The sequence below is a fragment of the Paenibacillus sp. FJAT-27812 genome (assembly GCF_001273905.1).
Lineage (GTDB): Bacteria > Bacillota > Bacilli > Paenibacillales > Paenibacillaceae > Pristimantibacillus.
Window position 1 is genome coordinate 3,402,225 of sequence record NZ_LIGH01000001.1, and the last position, 17,208, is coordinate 3,419,432.

The window sequence follows — 17,208 nt, forward strand, 5'->3', positions numbered from 1 at the left end:
CCTTGAAGACGACGAGGTTGATAGGTTCGGGGTGGAAGCACAGCAATGTGTGTAGCTGACGAATACTAATCGGTCGAGGGCTTATCCTAAAACCGTTTGCTGCGACCCATACATCCAGCAGACACAGTTAAAGAGGTTTTCAGCAAACCTAATCTTTCGTATCCAGTTTTCAGGGCGCAATTTGCTTTGAAAGTGTTAATATTCCCTGATAGCTCAGTTGGTAGAGCACTCGACTGTTAATCGAGTTGTCACAGGTTCGAGTCCTGTTCGGGGAGCCATTGTAGAGAGGTGTCCGAGTGGTCGAAGGAGCACGATTGGAAATCGTGTAGGCTCTAACCGGGTCTCGAGGGTTCGAATCCCTTCCTCTCTGCCAGTAAGGCCCGTTGGTCAAGTGGTTAAGACACCTCCCTTTCACGGAGGTAACAGGGGTTCGAGTCCCCTACGGGTCACCAACATTTCTTTTAAAAAAGTGTTTGACACAGAACAAAGGCCTATGATATGATATGAAGGTCGCTCAACACGGAGGCTTAGCTCAGCTGGGAGAGCATCTGCCTTACAAGCAGAGGGTCGGCGGTTCGATCCCGTCAGCCTCCACCATTTAAATATTAACGACGCGGGGTGGAGCAGCCCGGTAGCTCGTCGGGCTCATAACCCGAAGGCCGCAGGTTCAAATCCTGCCCCCGCAACCAAAATTCTTTACCATTCGGATCTTTCCGAGATTATGATGTGGAGCTGTGGTGTAGTGGCCCAACATGCCTGCCTGTCACGCAGGAGACCGCGGGTTCGAATCCCGTCAGCTCCGCCACTTAAACAACATCAGGCTCGGTAGCTCAGTCGGTAGAGCAGAGGACTGAAAATCCTCGTGTCGGCGGTTCGATTCCGTCCCGAGCCACCATTAGATGTACATGCTTGACAAGTGAATATGCCGTTGTAGCTCAACTGGTAGAGCAACTGACTTGTAATCAGTAGGTTGGGGGTTCAAGTCCTCTCGACGGCACCACATGGAGGATTAGTGAAGTGGCTAAACACGGCAGACTGTAAATCTGCTCTCTCTGAGTTCGGTGGTTCGAATCCATCATCCTCCACCAGTTTACCTTAGGGGCATAGTTTAAAGGTAGAACAAAGGTCTCCAAAACCTTTGGTGTGGGTTCAATTCCTGCTGCCCCTGCCAATTAAATATTTTTGAACGTGGCGGTCGTGGCGAAGTGGTTAACGCATCGGTTTGTGGATCCGACACTCGGGGGTTCAATTCCCCTCGATCGCCCCATTAATTCAAAAATTAGCATTGCATACTTTGTTGGGGATTAGCCAAGCGGTAAGGCAACGGACTTTGACTCCGTCATTCTCAGGTTCGATCCCTGAATCCCCAGCCATTTATATGCGGAAGTGGCTCAGCGGTAGAGCATCGCCTTGCCAAGGCGAGGGTCGCGGGTTCGATTCCCGTCTTCCGCTCCATTTATTTGGCGCCATAGCCAAGTGGTAAGGCAGAGCTCTGCAAAAGCTCTACCCCCAGTTCGAGTCTGGGTGGCGCCTCCACAGATTTTTTGAGAAATAAATATGTGCCCTTAGCTCAGCTGGATAGAGCGTTTGACTACGAATCAAAAGGTCAGGAGTTCGAATCTCTTAGGGCACGCCATATTTACCTAAATGCCGATGTGGCGGAATGGCAGACGCGCGCGACTCAAAATCGTGAGGGAAACCGTGGAGGTTCGAGTCCTCTCATCGGCACCATAATTACTTACATAAACTCTTGAGATCCTTAGGATCTTGAGAGTTTTTTTGTGTTTTCACCTATTTCATTATTTTCCTAAATTACCCCCTTTACACAACCATTTTCCTAGTGTACTATGTAACTAACACACAAGGACACTGGAGGTAAGCGAAGATGAAAGCAGCTACTGAGAAAATAGAAGCATTGGCCGTTCTTTCGTTAAAGAACGTAACGAAGCGTATTGCAGGCAAAACAATTGTAGATCGCATGTCTTTTGATATTCATAAAGGCGAGATTGTTGGTTTGCTTGGCCCAAATGGAGCAGGGAAAACAACGACAATCCGCATGATCGTGGGACTTATTCAAATGTCGGAGGGTGACGTGATCATCCAGGGCCATAGCATCCGCAACGATTTCACGAAGGCCATTCGCCATATTGGAGCCATTATCGAAAATCCGGAGTTCTACCCTTACATGACCGGTCAGGATAATCTGAAGCAATATCAGCGGATGTCTGAAGGGATTACGGATGAGCGGATTAAAGAAGTCGTCGAGCTTGTTGGCTTGGAGGCAGCTATGAAGAAGAAGGTGAAGGCTTATTCTCTTGGTATGAGACAGCGACTTGGCATTGCGCAAGCACTGCTGGATCGTCCTTCCTTGCTCATACTGGATGAACCAACCAATGGCCTTGATCCAGCGGGAATTCGCGAGATGCGGCAATATTTGAAGCAAATTGCTGACAAGGAGGGCATATCCATTCTCGTATCCAGCCATCTATTATCCGAGATGGAGCTGATGTGCAGCCGAGTAGTCGTTATTCAGGAAGGGAAGTATGTAACCCATCGATCCTTAATTGACGCAGCAGAGCCATCACAGCAAATTACGGTTGCCATCCGGGTAGATGATGCGGAACTCGCAGTTAAGGTCGCTGCAACGATTAAAGGGGTCGAGGTTGCACCGCTTACGTCGGAGCGGAATGAGCTACTGCTGGCGTTAGATAATGAGCTTATTCCACAGGTCGTTGCCAAACTAGGCAGTGAGCAAATAAAAATTTATAGAATTACGGAAACGAAGCTGTCGCTTGAGGATGAGTTTTTGAAATGGACGGGAGGTAGCCGCATTGCTTAATTTTAATAAATTAGTTTTGAACGAGTGGTTAAAAATGTCGAAGAAGCGAAGCTTCTTTATCGCATACGCGGTCATGCTCATAACAGTTGCCGGCTTCACTTATTTAATTAAGGAACTGGCTCAAGAGGGATTGCCATCTATGCTTGAATTTGCGGCATCGATTATGTCCACCAACGGAGTTGGGCAGATTGTAACGATAGTAGCGATCATATTTACAGCCGGGATCGTGGCGAAGGAGCATCAATTAGGCACAGTCAAATTTTTGCTAATCAGAGCGCATAGAAGAAGCACCATTTTAGCCTCAAAATATGTGGCAGCTATCTTGTTTGTTTGCTCGCTCGTTATTTTTACGATAGCAGCTGCTCTTGCCGCAAGCGGAATCGCATTTGGTTTTGAAGGTTCGGCAGGCGACGTGACATGGCTTGATGTCGCAAAGTCAATGCTCTTCCAAACCGTATACACCACGATCTATGTTACTCTAACCTTTATGTTCGGCATTTTAACGCGCTCCTCAGGAGCTACCATTGGGATCGGGATGACTGCTGTATTGCTTGAGGGCTTGCTTAAAATGCTATTGTCGAGCTATGACTTCTCCAAATATCTTCTATTTATGAACACGGATTTGACACTCTTTACAGGCAGTGAATCCGCGGGAGGGATAACATTCCCTAGTCTCGTATGTGCTGCGTATGTCGCATTATTTCTTGCAGTGAGCTTTGTTACTTTCAAAAAACGGGATATTGCCTAGCAAAACAAATTTTGTTAAGAGCAGCGGAGGGGAGAAGGGAAAATTGTGAGCATTGAATTCGATAATAATTTGCCGATTTACTTGCAAATCATGAATTATATCAAGAAAGAGATTGTCATCGGAAAGCTAAAGGCTGGGGATAAAATACCTGCTGTGCGGGAGCTGGCGCTTGAGCTGCAAATTAATCCGAATACGATACAGCGGACCTTCCAGGAGCTTGAACGTGAACAAATCGTTGAGACGAAGCGCGGGCTTGGACGATATGTGACTAGCGAGGAGACGAAAATTATGGAGATCAAAAAGGAGATGGCTGGCGATTTGCTCGGTCGCTTCATACAGGGAATGCAGGAGCTTGGGTTTGCGAGCAACGATATCGTAACGATTGTTGCGCAAGCGGTAGAAGAGAAGGATAACAAAGAGGAGTGAAGAAAACGTGGAAAGCGTATTGCAACTAACGGATGTATCAAAATCGTATGCAGGCAAGACGGCTTTAAATCATATATCGCTTAGCGTAGCGCCCGGCAAGATTGTTGGCTTGCTAGGAAGCAACGGAAGCGGCAAAAGCACACTGATGAAAATCGCTGCAGGCCTTGTTCAGCCAGCCTCCGGCTCTGTCCGTGTAGACGGTAAATCAGTTGGCCAAGGAACAAAGGAGATTACTTCGTTTATGCCGGATCAGCCGCTTACGGAGAGCTGGATGCGCGTAGAGGACGCGATCATGTTTTATCAAGATTTTTATGCTGACTTTGATGTTGCGAAAGCAAATGAAATGTTAGCTTTTATGAAGCTGAACAAAAAGGATCGCGTCAGTGCTTTATCCAAGGGCATGAACGAAAGATTGCAGCTTACCCTCACCTTATCCCGAAATGCTAAGCTGTATATGCTCGATGAGCCTATTGGCGGGGTAGATCCGGTCGCAAGAGCGAAAATTTTGGATGCTATCGTAAACTATTACAACGAAGAGAGCAGCCTGCTCGTATCAACCCATCTTGTACGCGATATTGAGCGTATCTTTGATGAAGTTATTTTCATACGGGAGGGTAAGATCGTGCTGCAGGATGAAGTGGAAAATATTCGGCTCACGCACGGAAAAAGCGTCGATGAAATGTTTAAGGAGGTGTTTGGGGAATGATCAAGCTGTTGAAATATGATTGGAAGCGAAGCAGCGATGGCATCCTCAGCACGCTTGCCATATTGATTCTTTTAGAAGCGGCACTCTCGATTACCGGAATAACGCGGAACTGGAATGAAGCGTTAGTTATTTCGTTCAGTATTTTCGGCTATTCGCTGGCATTGATCCTGTTGTTCATCCATTGCTGCCGAACGTTTGACCAAAACATTAAGTCGTTCAGCCGCCGGCTGCTGCCGCTGCATCCAATGAAAGCAGCAGGCACAACTATCCTATTAAGCTGGATTTGCGCGGTTCTGATCATTGCCATTGCAGCTATTCATATTCCCATCTATACGGCTTTCTCGGATATCGATAACAGCTTTTTGAACAAGAATATTCAATTTGAAAAAGGCTCGATATTTTACATGATTTTAAGCATAATATGGACCTACACGACTTTTACGATATCGGTCCTAGCATCCATTACGGTGGCTAGGAGCTTTAGGTTTAAAAAATCAACTTGGATTGGCATTCTCTTTTTCTTCGGCGTGCAAGCTTTGATCGCTTGGCTTTCAAGTGTAGTATTTAATCATGATGATGGTTCGATGGGGTTCTTCTCCATTAAGGGCACATCGACAGAAGGCTCATTTGCATTCGGCGCCTCCAATGATTTAAGCTATTTTGCAGGTCCGTTCCTCATTGAGCTGGCTTTTACCGTTGGATTCTTGTTTTTGATGAATTATTTATTAAACAAAAAAGTAGAGCTGTAACAACTCAATCGAAAAAGGCGCATAGGGGTTCAATCCCCTTAAGCGCCTTTTTGGCATGTTAGCGTAGATCGCGTAATTTGAGAATGACCGTAAGCGCCTCTGCCCGGGTGGCATCCCCAAGCGGAACAAAGCGGTTATTGCCCCGGCCGATCAGTAGCGCTTTATCAACTGAAACAGTAACGGCAGTTTTGGCCCAGCTAGGAATCTGCGCCTCATCTGAGAAGGTTGAGGTCTGGTTTAACGTTAAAACAAAGCCTGCTGCACGGGCAATCATAACGGCCATCTCCGCACGGTTTATTTTGCCGCAGGGACGGAACGTTCGATCCTCATAGCCGGAAATGATGCCGGCAGCCGCTGCTTCCGCTATGTAAGGCTTTGCCCAGTCTGGAAACACGCTGATGTCTGCAAAATCTAGAGCCACTTCTCCTACAGCACCGGCTGGCAATGGCACTGCACGAGCGAGCATAGCAGTAAATTCGGCTCTTGTCACTTGGGCGTTCGGCCTGAACGTAGCATCTGGATAACCATTAATGAAACCGAGCTCAACTGCGAGTTTCACGTTTGCTTCGGCCCAGTGACCCGCTAGATCAACAAAAAGGATAGGCTGGTTGTTTGAAGAAATATTTATTTTTGCCTGCACGTTAGGCGTTAAGGTGGTGGCCGCGACCTTACTGTCCACAAGCTTGACGCGCTCTAGCTTAAATGTGGCGGGACCTGCAGCTATCGTTTCAAAAGATAGCGTAGCGATCTGGGCGGTGCCACTTTCCCCGGATGCTTTTCCAAGTTTGGTATGAGCAAACGTGATGACACCGTCCTTATCGGAGGCTGGAACGGATAAGCCTGTCCAATGGGCAGCCGCGCTTTTGAAGCGTAGTCGCGTGTTATCATACTGAAGCCGAAGTTCGTAACCGTACAAGTCGACCAATTGCTCCCCTTTTACCGTTACACGTACATCTTGGTTGGTCGAGACTGCTGTAGTGGGAAGCGATAGCGAGAATGAGGGAGCGTTGTCACCCATAGCGATGGAAGGGATAGATACTACTGCGAGAATGATGCCTAATAAAGCCGAAGTCAGCTTGCGCCTCATGATGATCATCCTTTCTTTCATCATAATGAGCGAGAGGAAGACAGCTTCCTGTCCTCCCCTCACCACGTTCAATCAACTATTAATTAGCTGCCATAGCTACCATTTGAGAATGAGCTTGGCAAGCGCAACAAGATCTTGAATATCGATCATATTATCTTTGTTGAGGTCAAACGCTTTAACGGTATTCCAATCAGCATCAACCGATGATTTGCCGTATGCTTTGACCATGATCGCTAGGTCGCCGATACTTGTTGTATTGTCATTGTTGTAGTCGCCTTCAACCTTTTGAATAGCTAGAGCAAGGAAGGTTTGGAGCGCTGCATTTAAATCAAGCGCAGCCTGTTCGATTTGGGCTTGCGTTGCAGCCGGGTTATTTGCGGTTGCTTTGGCAATCTCGATTTGAGCTTGCAGCGCAGCTTTTGAGCCGGCAGGGTATTGACCGATTCGATTGCCCTCTACTGCTTCATCATGCTTCTGCTGAGCATTTGTGATCAGCGCGTTCAATGCGGCTTTATCAACGCCAATTTCAATGCTGTGCGTATGGCCTTGGAGCACGGTTTCTACGCCGCTGCTATCGGCGATATGCAGCTTAGCGATGCTGATGTTGGAGATGCCAGAAGAGGCGGTCGGCTTGACTTTAAAACTTAGCTTGATGAGTTCGCCACTGGCATGTTGCGCTTGTTCACCTAGATGTACGGCGAGAATTCGCAATTGCCCAGGCGTATCCGTATCGGAATCGACAATCGTTATTTTGTTCGCATCCACTGCTTCCGGTGGTCCGCTAAGCTCCAGCTGATCTGCGTCAAAGGCGATGGTCAGATCCTGTGCGACCACTTCCTTCTGCTCCTTGTTCAGCGCATAGGTAAGGGTGAATGATTGTCCGATTTCAGCTGCTTTTGGCCCGGATAAGGAGCCCCCGCTTAATACCTCTTCATCTACGCGAGGTGTCCAGAAATTTGGTATCGGTACATTCGCGAAGCTTGTATCGGATGCAAAATAGAAGCTCGGGTATGCTGGCTGATTGTAGGTCGTATTTTGCCATGCAATGCCGGTACGGTACTGAACGTCATGCATTAACGTATACAGCTTGCGATTCGTTACCTCGGTACTGACGAAGATACGAATAGCAGAGCTGTCCGCAGTGCGAACGAGCAGCTCTTCTCTCCAGTCTCCAAAAATATCAGCAACAAGGGACGGATTTCCTTTCGTGCCATTATTGGTTCTTGTATCTGTTGCCGTAAGCAGTCGTCCGCGTTTCCAATCATCTATCGTAGTTGTGCTGTTGCCGGAGCCGTTCACGATTTGCGTTGTCATATCCGCAGCCCATTTAATATTCATGTTCGTGCCTGGAGCAGACGTACTGATCCGTGTGCCGGCAGCAGTCCATAAGCCGACTGCCCATGTTTCTAATCCACGATGGTCAGGATCAACGTCGCCAACCATTCCGCGGCCCGTATCTTTACCTGTGTATCCGCCATAGATGATCTCGCCCGTCTTAGCATCCCGAAGCGCATATCCGTAAGGCGCATAGGTGCCGCCTTCATGCACCATGAAGATCTCAAGCCCCGGACGGTCCGGATCGATGTCGGCAACGTGAAGCGCGTCGCCGTGTCCGAGTCCAGCAACGACGCCTGGATTAGCGCTGCCCGGAGGAAGGACATCCGACGAGCTGTAAAGCAAAGTACCGTCATGATCGATCGTTGATGAGCCGTAAATGATTTCTTGCTTGCCATCCCCATCTACATCCGCCGTACTAAGGGAATGGGCACCTTGGGTATTCAATGATCCAAGAAGAGGATCGGTGCCTGGCCTGCCATGCGGACTATCGTTGAATGGATTCGTCATCGGCGCCCAGCCGCTATCCACAAACCAGTGCTCCTTCAAATGACTGCCATCCCAAGCGTATGATACGAGCGTCGTTCTTGTGTAATAGCCGCGGGCAAAGACCGCATAAGGCTTTGCGCCATCCAAGTAGGCGACACCGGCGAGGAAACGATCAACGCGGTTGCCCGGCTCAATTCGGCCTAATGCGTAATCCCCCCACATAAGTCCATCATCATCGCGCCCTGGCTTATAGTGGATCGTCTCGAGCTCTGATCCCGTCTCGCCTTCAAATACGCTCAAATATTCGGGTCCCTTCAAAATAAACCCTTCGAATTCGCGGAGCTTATTGTTGGCGCTTCTGCTTGGCGCATACACATCCATGAAATAATCGGTTAAGGCTTCTGCATCCGCGCGTGAGAGCGGGTAGTTATATTGCTTCGCCATGCCGAAAGCTTCCTCCAAAGTCGCAGGCCAATTGCCGTTTACAACCTCTTCATGGGATTGCCAGCCCATAAACATCTCTACGACATGGTTATAATAATCTTGGCGGCTTACCCGGTAATCATCGGTGTGGCTGTAGCCTGCTGCAATATCCGCTTGCGGCATCGTAATGTACTGCTCGGATGTAACAGCGCCTTGCCCGTCAAATTTGATGATTTTTGTGCCTGGCGCGGTTTTGAACATCAGTTCCGCTTTGCCGTCGCCATCAAAGTCATAAACCATAAACTCGGTGTAATGGGCGCCAGCCCGAATGTTCACGCCGAGATCAATTCGGTAGAGCAGCGTTCCGTCAAATCGATAGGCGTCGATAAAGACATTCCCGGTATACCCTTTTTGCGAGACATCCTTCGAGTTGGAAGGGTCCCATTTGACAAAATACTCATACGCGCCATCGCCGTCTACGTCGCCTACGCTCATATCTGTCGCTGCATAGGTGTAGGCTTCGCCGACAGGGGTGACGCCGTCAGCCGGCTTGCGCAGGGGGAGATCATAGTAAGCATTGCTCCATGGGGAGATCGCATCGCTTTGATCCACCTCTTGCCCATCTATGACCGCCGCCACATAATATTGGGAAGAGGTTGTGCCGTTCGTATCCACATAGTTGGTGCTGTCATCAACCGACGCGATTTTGGCGCCGTCACGATAGACATTGAAATTAGTGCCCGTCATCCCCGCAGCGGAGTAGCCTGTAACTTCATTGCCAAGCAGCCTCCAGCTCAAAAATACGCCTTGATTCGTGGCAGCGGCTACAAGTCCTCGGTCTAAATATTCCAGCTGCAAGCCTGAAGAGTTGCTGATTGATTGGTTGTTGTTCATGTCAGAAGCAGATGCTTGAAGCGCTGTTCCGAGAAGCAAAGCTAGTCCCGTCGTTATTGCGAGTACCTTCTTCGTTGCTTTGGCCGTGTTCCAACCCATTAACCGTCCACCATCCTTTGTCATTTTACCCTCCTATATTGGTTGCGCTTACAATATAGACTTTGGCTCACCTCGCAATGCTTAGCGCTAGGAGCAGCAAATTATGAAACTCCATTTCAGTATAGAAGCTATGAATCAGACATAACATGCAAAAACCAGTGCTTTTCTACCAAAAATCAGTTATAAAGCTACAAAACGTATCGCTTAACTTTGAATATTTCATCATTTAACTGATTTTAAGAAAGCGCTTTAAATGATAGTATAAGAGAGGATTCAATTAAGGATAGGGGGAAAGCGGAGCGTGAGGTTCGGCAAATCGATAAGAACTCGGCTGATTATCGGATTTATGGCAGTCATGCTGCCGGTCGTCATTTATATGCTAATCAACAATAGCTATTCACGCGATATCGTTCGAGAGAAGGTATCGGAAACCTACCGAAATACGCTCGATATTTATGTCGGACAGACGGATCACAACCTGGCGCAAATCAACGATTACCTCTATAAAATGTCCGTGCTTGACTCCGATGTCGGCCTGCTTATGTCCTTTCCGATGGACAGCGACGGCTACACGTTAACTAAAATAAGAATCGATTCGAAGCTGAACCGCGACGTCGGTGTCTATAATCTTATCGATGCCGTGTTTTTGTACCACAAGGACGATATTATTTTTGGAACCGACAGCGTATATAACGATACGAGAAAAATTATTAAATCCCATATGGATGCGATGACGACGGAAGAAAATCTGCTTCTGAACGATCAGCATTCGTGGGAGGTTAGAGCCGACGAGCGGATGCCCGGCAAGTTTTTTCTGATCAACTTTATTAAAGTATCGGAAGGGCTGTATGTCGGCGCTATGATAAAAGTGCAGGATATAAACAAAATGCTCTCGATCCAGTGGAGCGACGGAGATATCGGGCATAACGGCATCTACTTGCATGATGGGGATCGCCTCGTACAATCGCTAACGGAGAACATGGCGCCATTCGAGCTGAGCTATAAAATAACGGATAAACCGTATGAATCACTGACGGACCGGGGAACTGGCGCGACCTATCTGGTGATGAACCGAATGAGCGAAATGGTCAATATTGCCTACCGCGTCGTCATTCCGGAGGAAACGCTGCTTCGCAACCTGTTGTTTTTCCGAAATGCTACACTGTTTGCTCCTATTGGATTTTTAGCCATCTTGCTTATTTACTTATTCTTCATGCGGAACATGCTGTTTAAACCGCTGCATGAGCTGATTCTGGCGATGAAGAAAATATCGCTTGGCATGCTGGATGTCAGACTCCGCAAAAACAAGACGCTCGAATTTGAATTTCTAGGCAACACCTTCAACGTCATGGCGGAGCAAATCAAAACGCTCAAAATCGATGTGTACGAGGAGCAGCTTCGCGTGAAGCAGGGGGAGCTGAAGCAGCTTCAAGCCCAAATCAACCCGCATTTTTATATGAACAGCTTGAATATTATTTATAATCTCGCAGCGCTGAATGACACGGAATCGGTCAAAAAGATGTCGCTGCACCTTGCGGATTATTTCCGCTTCATCATGAAGGCAAATCGCGACACGATTACGCTCAAAGAAGAGCTGATGCATATCGAGAACTACATGACGATTCAAAAAATCCGTTTTCCCGACAAGCTTCAATGCACGTTTGAGGGGATGGACACGATTTTAAATTACCCGATTGCCGCATTGACGGTTCAGCCGTTCGTAGAAAACTCGATCATTCATGGATTCAAGAACAGGAGACAGCTGTTCCAGATCAAAATAGCGGCGGTAATCGATCCCGACGATGGTTTCACGCTTACGATCAGCGACAATGGGATCGGCTTTAGCGCAGAAGTGCTGGAGAAGCTGCACAATAAGGAGCCTTTGCAGCAAGATGAGTCGGGCAGCCTTGGCATCATGAACGTTATTCACCGGCTGCAGCTCCTTTATGGAGAGCGGACGTCGATTACATTCCGCAATCAAACGGAAGGCACCGGCGCAATTGTCATTATCGTATTTCCAAAGCTAGTGGAAGGGGTTAAGGCCGTTGTATAACTTATTGGTCGTTGATGATGAAGAGATTGCGATTCGCGGCATCGTAGAGGGAATAGATTGGTCGACGCTTCCTATTGTCAACTTCTATACGGCAATTGATGCGGAGGAGGCGCAGTCCGTGCTGGCCGCGCACACGATACATATTATGTTATCGGACATCGATATGCCGAATCAAAGCGGAATTGAATTGCTGGAGTGGACCAATGAGCATTCTCCCTCCACCGTGACGATTTTTCTTACCGGGCATGCGGATTTCAAATATGCGCAGCAGGCCGTGCAGCTGGATTGCTTCGATTATTTGCTTAAGCCTATCGATCACAACGCGCTGAAGGCATGCGTGAACGAGGCGCTCGATAAAGTGCGAGATCGGGAGCAGCTTGCAAAGATTCGCGGGACGTACAGCTTATTTTACGAGCAGTGGAGCAAGCAGCGTCCTATATTAATAGAGCGCTTCTGGCAGGACGTTATCCATTACCGCCTCTCCGCCGCGCCGCAGCAGCTAGATTCCGCATTGCAAAATTACGCTTTGCCGCTTCAAGCGGATAGCCCGATTCGTGTCATTCTCATCAGCATCGAGCAGTGGCGTGAGGAATGGTCGGCACGCGACGAAGAAATTATGACCTATGGCATTAAAAATGCAGCCGAGGAGCTTGTGCTTCAAAGCGGCCCAGGCGTAGTTGTACAAGATGGCAGCGGTATTTTGTATGTGCTGCTGTATAACATGCAAGAAGGGGCAGAGCCATCAAACGCCGTCATCAAAGAACGATGCAAAACGTTTATTGATCAGTGCAAAAGCATGCTGCACTGCCACCTATCCTGTTATATCGGAGAGAACGCAGAGGTGAAGCAGCTGCGCACTGCCGTTCAGACGCTGCTATCTTTAGAGCGCTGCAACGTCAGCAGCAGTTGCGCGATTATTATGGAGCGGGACAATAAGCAGAAGCAAGGACAAAGCGCTCCCCAACAGGCGCCATTCTCCGATTGGGCGCTGCTGCTTGAATCAGGCAAGCGGGCCGAGCTAGCGCTGCGGATTGACGAGTGCTTTGATCAAATGCAGCAGAGCAGCGTCGACTACACGTTTATGGCTTCCTTTTATTATGGCTTTATGAATATGCTGATTGAGTGGCTCAATAAAAAATCGGTCCAGATGACCGATGTGTTCACGAACAGAGAATGGGAGGTTGGCGAAAACGTTATAAAGTCATTGGCTCGAATGCGAGTGTGGTCACAGCAAATGAGCGCTCAAGTAACGGAATACGCCCATTTGAACGGGAAGGACGTATCGCAGGTTGTCGATAAGGTTCAACGCTATATGGAGGAGCATCTTGGCGAGGAATTCAGCCGCGAGCAAGCGGCAGAGTCAGTATATTTGAACCCAGCCTATCTATCTCGCTTATTCCGGAGGGAAACCGGCTATTCACTAACGGATTACTTGGTGAGAATGCGAATTACGAAAGCACGCAGCATGCTGGAGCAAACGAATAACCGAGTCAGCGATGTCGCGCTTAATGTAGGCTATGCCAACTTCTCGCATTTCTCCAAGCTATTTAAGAAGATGACCGGCCTGACGCCGCAGGAATATCGCAAAAAGTATCAGGATGTATGAGTGAGAAGTCACAGCACCGTTAATATGGTCACGGCGCCGACAGATGTCGGCGTCTTTTTTTTATACAATTTATACAAGAGAAATGGCTCAAAGCCTTAGAAAGAGGAGGAAGAAGACGATGGCGGATCAGACGCCTAAAGCTGCGGCAACGGCCTATATTCCAAAAATTAAAGCTAGGAAGACATCGCATCTACTCATATTCCGCAAATACTGGATGTTCTATGTGATGATGCTCCCAGCCATCGTTCTGCTCGTGTTCAACAACTATATTCCGATGTTCGGCATCATTATCGCGTTTAAGAGCATCAACTACGCGGACGGCATACTAGGAAGCGCATGGAACGGGCTAACCAACTTCGAGTATTTGTTCAAAACATCGGATGCCTGGATCATTACGCGTAACACGTTATTGTACAACTCCGGCTTCATTGTCCTCAATCTGATCATTCCGCTTGCGTTTGCGCTAATGCTCAATGAGATTCGCAGCCGGTTCGTCGCCAAGCTCCATCAAACGATCATGTTTCTTCCCTATTTCCTCTCCATGGTCGTAATCAGCTATCTCGTCTTCGGCTTCATGAGCGATGAGCATGGTTACTTGAACAGCTCGCTGCTTCCGGCATTGGGGCTTGAGAAGGTGAGCTGGTATTTTACCCAAGAGGTATGGCCTTACGTCCTGCCGATCGTAAACACGTGGAAGAGCATGGGGTACTTTACCGTCATCTATATGGCTGCCATCATCGGCATCGACGATGAGTATTACGAGGCGGCAACAATCGACGGTGCGAGCAAATGGAAGCAAATGACCCGGATTACGATCCCGCTCATTATGCCTGTCATTACGATAATGACGCTGCTTCAGATCGGCAAAATATTTAATGCGGACTTTGGCTTGTTCTTCCAAGTGCCAAGAGAATCGGGCGTGCTGTTCCCGGTTACGAACGTCATCGACACTTATGTGTATCGGACGTTCCTCACCGTAGGCGATATCGGCTTGTCCTCCGCCGCGGGACTGCTTCAGTCAGTCGTCGGCTTTACGCTGGTCTTTCTATCCAATTGGGTTGTGCGCCGCATCAACAAGGATAACGCATTATTTTAGCAGAGGCTAAAGCCGTCCTTATTTTCTATGAAAAATTTATGGAGGTGAACCTATGGAAGCAGTCGAGAAAATATCGTCCGGGTCCAACCCAAAAAATCAATTGTCGATTCCGGCTTCTCTAGGCATCAATGTTTTCTTCATCATTTATTCCTTTCTCTGCATCATACCGCTCGTGCTGATCGTGATGGTATCGATTTCGGATGAGGCGACGGTTGTGCGAGAGGGTTATCAATTCATTCCTTCTAAGCTGGACTTGGCCGCCTATCAATTTTTGTTCAAGGACGCGACCCAAATCATTCGCTCTTACAGCATCTCGATACTCGTCACCATCGCAGGCACGACGCTCAGCCTTATTATTATGGCGCTGTACGCTTATCCGATCTCTAGAACGGATTTCCCGCATGCCAAGTTTTTTACCTTCTTCGTTTTCTTTACGATGCTGTTCTCCGGCGGGCTTGTGCCCTGGTACTTGGTGTACGTTCGCGTTCTTGACTTAAAGGATACGCTGCTTGCCCTCATTATGCCGCTTCTCGTCGCCGCCTTCTTCGTGCTCATCATTCGGACGTTCTTTCAGACGACGATTCCCGCAGCCGTGCTGGAGTCCGCAAAAATTGACGGTGCGGGAGAGCTTACTATTTTCGCAAAAATCGTCCTTCCTTTATCGCTTCCGGTGCTTGCAACGGTGGCACTCTTCCAGACACTCACCTATTGGAATGATTGGTTTCTCAGCTTGGTGTTCATTACGAAGGATGGCAATATAACCGTGCAATATTTGATGTACAAGACGATGCTGAACATTCAATTCCTTGCGAACAACAGCACGGCGGCAGCGGCCATTACGGCAGCAGGCGGAACCTTCAAATTCCCAAGCGAGACGGTTCGGATGGCGATGGTTGTCGTTGGTATCGGCCCGATTATTTTCGCATACCCGTTCTTTCAAAAGTATTTTGTTAAAGGCTTAACGGTAGGCGCTGTTAAGGGGTAATTGCGCAGAATGAGTGATGCTGTCGCGAAAATGGCTGTAGCCGGCATTGCCGGTTGAGCATATAAACCAAATTTTTAAGGGAGGTCCACCCGCTATGAAGCAAATGAAACAAAAAACATCGATGCTTCTCTTGATGATGCTGGCCATCGTACTCGTCATGTCCGCATGCTCAGGAAACAACAGCAAAACAAGCAACAATCCAGAGCCTACAAAGGATACCGCCGCCGAGACGGACAAACCAGCGAATACAGAAGAAGAGCCGCCTGCATCCGAACTGAAGCCTTATAAAATATCGCTCGTTTATCCAGGAACGCCTCAGACCGATGAGAAAAAGGTGGAAGAGGCGCTTAATAAGCTGCTGACCGAAAAAATCAACGCCACAATCGATCTTATGCCAATAGATTGGGGCGCATGGGACGATAAAATCAATCTCATGATCGCATCCCGCGAAGAGGTTGACATTATTTTTACGGCACAGTGGAACGGCCATGCCAATAACGTTTCCAAGGGCGCATTCCTTGAGCTAGGCGAACTAATCGACCAATACGGCAAAGGCATCGTCGATTCGCTTGATCCTGCTTTCCTCGAAGGCGCGAAGATCAACGGCAAAAACTATGGCGTGCCAACGAACAAGGAGCTAGCAGCCGCAGGCGGCATCGTGTACCGCAAAGATGTGACGGATGAGCTGGGCATCGATATGAGCAACGTCAAAACGCCTCTGGATTTAGACGCGGTCTACGCCGTGGTAAAAGCAAAGCGGCCGGATTTGACCCCGCTTTACACAACAGCAGGAGCATTTAACTCACATTTCTTCGCCAACTATGATTTTCTAGGAGATTCGACAATCCCGGGAGCTATTCTAAAGGATCAAGATGGAACAACCGTAACGCCGATGGAGAAAATCGACCGCTACAAGGAATATTTGAACCTTACTCGCGATTATTTCAAAAAAGGATACATTAACGCAGATGCCGCGACAACGCAGGTCGCATCCGCCGATGCTTGGAAAGCAGGAACTGTATTCTCTACAATCGAGCCAATGAAGCCGGGCAAGGATGCTGAAATTGCAAGCGCCGCAGGTTTGACAGGCAAGCTTGCGCAAATTATGATGACGGAAAAAACGGTTGCGACGTCTGAAACGGCTGGCTCGATGCTCGGCATCTCCTCCACTTCGAAGGACCCGGCCCGCGCTATGATGCTGATCAACCTGCTGCACACCGATAAAGAAATCAACAATCTGCTGAACTTCGGAATCGAAGGCGACCACTATACGAGAAATGGCGAAATCATTACCGCAACAGGCAATACGGCAAATTATAACCCAGGCTCCGCTTGGATGTTCGGCAGCCAGTTCCTTAACTACGTTTGGGATACAGAGGACCCGGACAAATGGGCAAAATTCAAAGAGTTCAACCAAAATGCAAAGGTTTCCCCTGCGCTTGGCTTCGTATTTAACAGCGAGCCGGTAAAAGCTGAGGTAGGAGCGCTTGCGAACGTTATCCGCCAATATCAAAGAGCGCTTGAAACAGGCTCCGTCGACGTTGATAAAATCCTTGCCGAATATGAGAAGAAACTGAAGGACGCCGGCGTAGACAAGGTCGTAGCTGAAAAGCAGAAGCAATTCGACGAATTTCTGGCTAGCAAATGAGCGATAAGCATAGCTTAGTTCGCGA

The 17,208-nt window shown here is 48.3% G+C and carries 12 protein-coding genes, 16 tRNA genes and 1 pseudogene; 26 read left to right on the top strand and 3 right to left on the bottom strand.

Annotation, left to right across the window (positions count from 1 at the left end; genetic code table 11):
- Positions 1-202: 202 nt before the first annotated feature.
- The 21 genes from ADU23_RS14240 (at position 203) to ADU23_RS14340 (ending at position 5,468) form a co-directional block, all read left to right on the top strand.
- A tRNA-Asn gene (locus ADU23_RS14240) sits at positions 203-278 on the top strand.
- A gap of 4 nt (positions 279-282) precedes the next feature.
- A tRNA-Ser gene (locus tag ADU23_RS14245) sits at positions 283-373 on the top strand.
- Positions 374-377: 4 nt separating this feature from the next.
- A tRNA-Glu gene (locus tag ADU23_RS14250) sits at positions 378-452 on the top strand.
- A gap of 69 nt (positions 453-521) precedes the next feature.
- Positions 522-597: transfer RNA gene (locus tag ADU23_RS14255), tRNA-Val, on the top strand.
- Positions 598-612: 15 nt separating this feature from the next.
- Positions 613-689 (top strand) — tRNA-Met (locus ADU23_RS14260).
- A 39-nt stretch (positions 690-728) separates the two neighbouring features.
- Positions 729-805: transfer RNA gene (locus tag ADU23_RS14265), tRNA-Asp, on the top strand.
- Positions 806-819: 14 nt separating this feature from the next.
- A tRNA-Phe gene (locus ADU23_RS14270) sits at positions 820-895 on the top strand.
- A gap of 29 nt (positions 896-924) precedes the next feature.
- Positions 925-1,000, top strand: a tRNA-Thr gene (locus ADU23_RS14275).
- Positions 1,001-1,003: 3 nt separating this feature from the next.
- Positions 1,004-1,088 (top strand) — tRNA-Tyr (locus ADU23_RS14280).
- A gap of 9 nt (positions 1,089-1,097) precedes the next feature.
- Positions 1,098-1,171 (top strand) — tRNA-Trp (locus tag ADU23_RS14285).
- 20 nt (positions 1,172-1,191) lie between these two features.
- Positions 1,192-1,267, top strand: a tRNA-His gene (locus ADU23_RS14290).
- Between the two features lie 31 nt (positions 1,268-1,298).
- Positions 1,299-1,373, top strand: a tRNA-Gln gene (locus ADU23_RS14295).
- A 7-nt stretch (positions 1,374-1,380) separates the two neighbouring features.
- A tRNA-Gly gene (locus tag ADU23_RS14300) sits at positions 1,381-1,455 on the top strand.
- Positions 1,456-1,462: 7 nt separating this feature from the next.
- Positions 1,463-1,536, top strand: a tRNA-Cys gene (locus ADU23_RS14305).
- A gap of 23 nt (positions 1,537-1,559) precedes the next feature.
- Positions 1,560-1,636: transfer RNA gene (locus tag ADU23_RS14310), tRNA-Arg, on the top strand.
- A gap of 13 nt (positions 1,637-1,649) precedes the next feature.
- Positions 1,650-1,731: transfer RNA gene (locus ADU23_RS14315), tRNA-Leu, on the top strand.
- A 154-nt stretch (positions 1,732-1,885) separates the two neighbouring features.
- Positions 1,886-2,839 carry an ABC transporter ATP-binding protein gene (locus tag ADU23_RS14320; protein WP_053374342.1) on the top strand — a complete coding sequence of 318 codons (954 nt, stop codon included), beginning with the start codon at positions 1,886-1,888 and terminating at the stop codon, positions 2,837-2,839.
- Positions 2,832-3,587, top strand: a complete 756-nt coding sequence (locus ADU23_RS14325) for an ABC transporter permease (protein ID WP_063846006.1) — start codon at positions 2,832-2,834, stop codon at positions 3,585-3,587. Before ADU23_RS14320 ends, ADU23_RS14325 begins: the two co-directional genes overlap by 8 nt.
- Before the next feature lie 45 nt (positions 3,588-3,632).
- Entirely contained in the window at positions 3,633-4,013 is a 381-nt protein-coding gene (locus ADU23_RS14330; RefSeq protein ID WP_053374343.1) for a GntR family transcriptional regulator, read from the top strand.
- 7 nt (positions 4,014-4,020) lie between these two features.
- Positions 4,021-4,719, top strand: a complete 699-nt coding sequence (locus tag ADU23_RS14335) for an ABC transporter ATP-binding protein (protein ID WP_053374344.1) — start codon at positions 4,021-4,023, stop codon at positions 4,717-4,719.
- Positions 4,716-5,468 carry a hypothetical protein gene (locus ADU23_RS14340; protein ID WP_053374345.1) on the top strand — a complete coding sequence of 251 codons (753 nt, stop codon included), beginning with the start codon at positions 4,716-4,718 and terminating at the stop codon, positions 5,466-5,468. The genes ADU23_RS14335 and ADU23_RS14340 overlap by 4 nt, the downstream gene beginning before the upstream one ends.
- A gap of 58 nt (positions 5,469-5,526) precedes the next feature.
- Here the strand turns inward: ADU23_RS14340 and ADU23_RS14345 are convergent, their stop codons facing one another.
- The 3 genes and pseudogenes from ADU23_RS14345 to ADU23_RS14350 all read right to left on the bottom strand — a co-directional run.
- The gene (locus ADU23_RS14345) at positions 5,527-6,555 is read right to left on the bottom strand and encodes an S-layer homology domain-containing protein (RefSeq protein ID WP_063846197.1); all 1,029 of its coding nucleotides are present in this window, start codon (positions 6,553-6,555) and stop codon (positions 5,527-5,529) included.
- Between the two features lie 96 nt (positions 6,556-6,651).
- Entirely contained in the window at positions 6,652-7,110 is a 459-nt protein-coding gene (locus ADU23_RS34230) for a dockerin type I domain-containing protein (protein WP_442950651.1), read from the bottom strand.
- Positions 7,111-7,113: 3 nt separating this feature from the next.
- Positions 7,114-9,795: pseudogene (locus ADU23_RS14350) on the bottom strand (rhamnogalacturonan lyase family protein); the annotation flags it as partial.
- A 301-nt stretch (positions 9,796-10,096) separates the two neighbouring features.
- Between ADU23_RS14350 and ADU23_RS14355 the strand changes: the two are divergent.
- The 5 genes from ADU23_RS14355 to ADU23_RS14375 all read left to right on the top strand — a co-directional run bounded on the left by ADU23_RS14355 (position 10,097) and on the right by ADU23_RS14375 (position 17,183).
- Positions 10,097-11,848 (top strand): sensor histidine kinase, encoded by a 1,752-nt coding sequence (locus ADU23_RS14355; RefSeq protein ID WP_053374347.1) that lies wholly within the window; start codon positions 10,097-10,099, stop codon positions 11,846-11,848.
- Complete coding sequence (locus tag ADU23_RS14360; RefSeq protein WP_053374348.1) at positions 11,841-13,454, top strand: helix-turn-helix domain-containing protein; 1,614 nt, start codon at positions 11,841-11,843, stop codon at positions 13,452-13,454. Before ADU23_RS14355 ends, ADU23_RS14360 begins: the two co-directional genes overlap by 8 nt.
- A 118-nt stretch (positions 13,455-13,572) precedes the next feature.
- Positions 13,573-14,550, top strand: coding sequence for an ABC transporter permease (locus tag ADU23_RS14365; protein WP_053374349.1), 978 nt, complete (start codon positions 13,573-13,575; stop codon positions 14,548-14,550).
- A gap of 52 nt (positions 14,551-14,602) precedes the next feature.
- Positions 14,603-15,535 carry a carbohydrate ABC transporter permease gene (locus ADU23_RS14370; RefSeq protein WP_053374350.1) on the top strand — a complete coding sequence of 311 codons (933 nt, stop codon included), beginning with the start codon at positions 14,603-14,605 and terminating at the stop codon, positions 15,533-15,535.
- A gap of 94 nt (positions 15,536-15,629) precedes the next feature.
- Entirely contained in the window at positions 15,630-17,183 is a 1,554-nt protein-coding gene (locus tag ADU23_RS14375) for an ABC transporter substrate-binding protein (RefSeq protein ID WP_053374351.1), read from the top strand.
- The last annotated feature ends 25 nt before the right edge of the window (positions 17,184-17,208 follow it).

Coding starts and splice junctions, on each gene's coding strand:
- ADU23_RS14320 (WP_053374342.1), top strand. CDS start 1,886: ATGAAAGCAGCTACTGAGAAAATAGAAGCATTGGCCGTTCTTTCGTTA.
- ADU23_RS14340 (WP_053374345.1), top strand. CDS start 4,716: ATGATCAAGCTGTTGAAATATGATTGGAAGCGAAGCAGCGATGGCATC.
- ADU23_RS14345 (WP_063846197.1), bottom strand. CDS start 6,555: ATGAGGCGCAAGCTGACTTCGGCTTTATTAGGCATCATTCTCGCAGTA.
- ADU23_RS14365 (WP_053374349.1), top strand. CDS start 13,573: ATGGCGGATCAGACGCCTAAAGCTGCGGCAACGGCCTATATTCCAAAA.
- ADU23_RS14370 (WP_053374350.1), top strand. CDS start 14,603: ATGGAAGCAGTCGAGAAAATATCGTCCGGGTCCAACCCAAAAAATCAA.
- ADU23_RS14375 (WP_053374351.1), top strand. CDS start 15,630: ATGAAGCAAATGAAACAAAAAACATCGATGCTTCTCTTGATGATGCTG.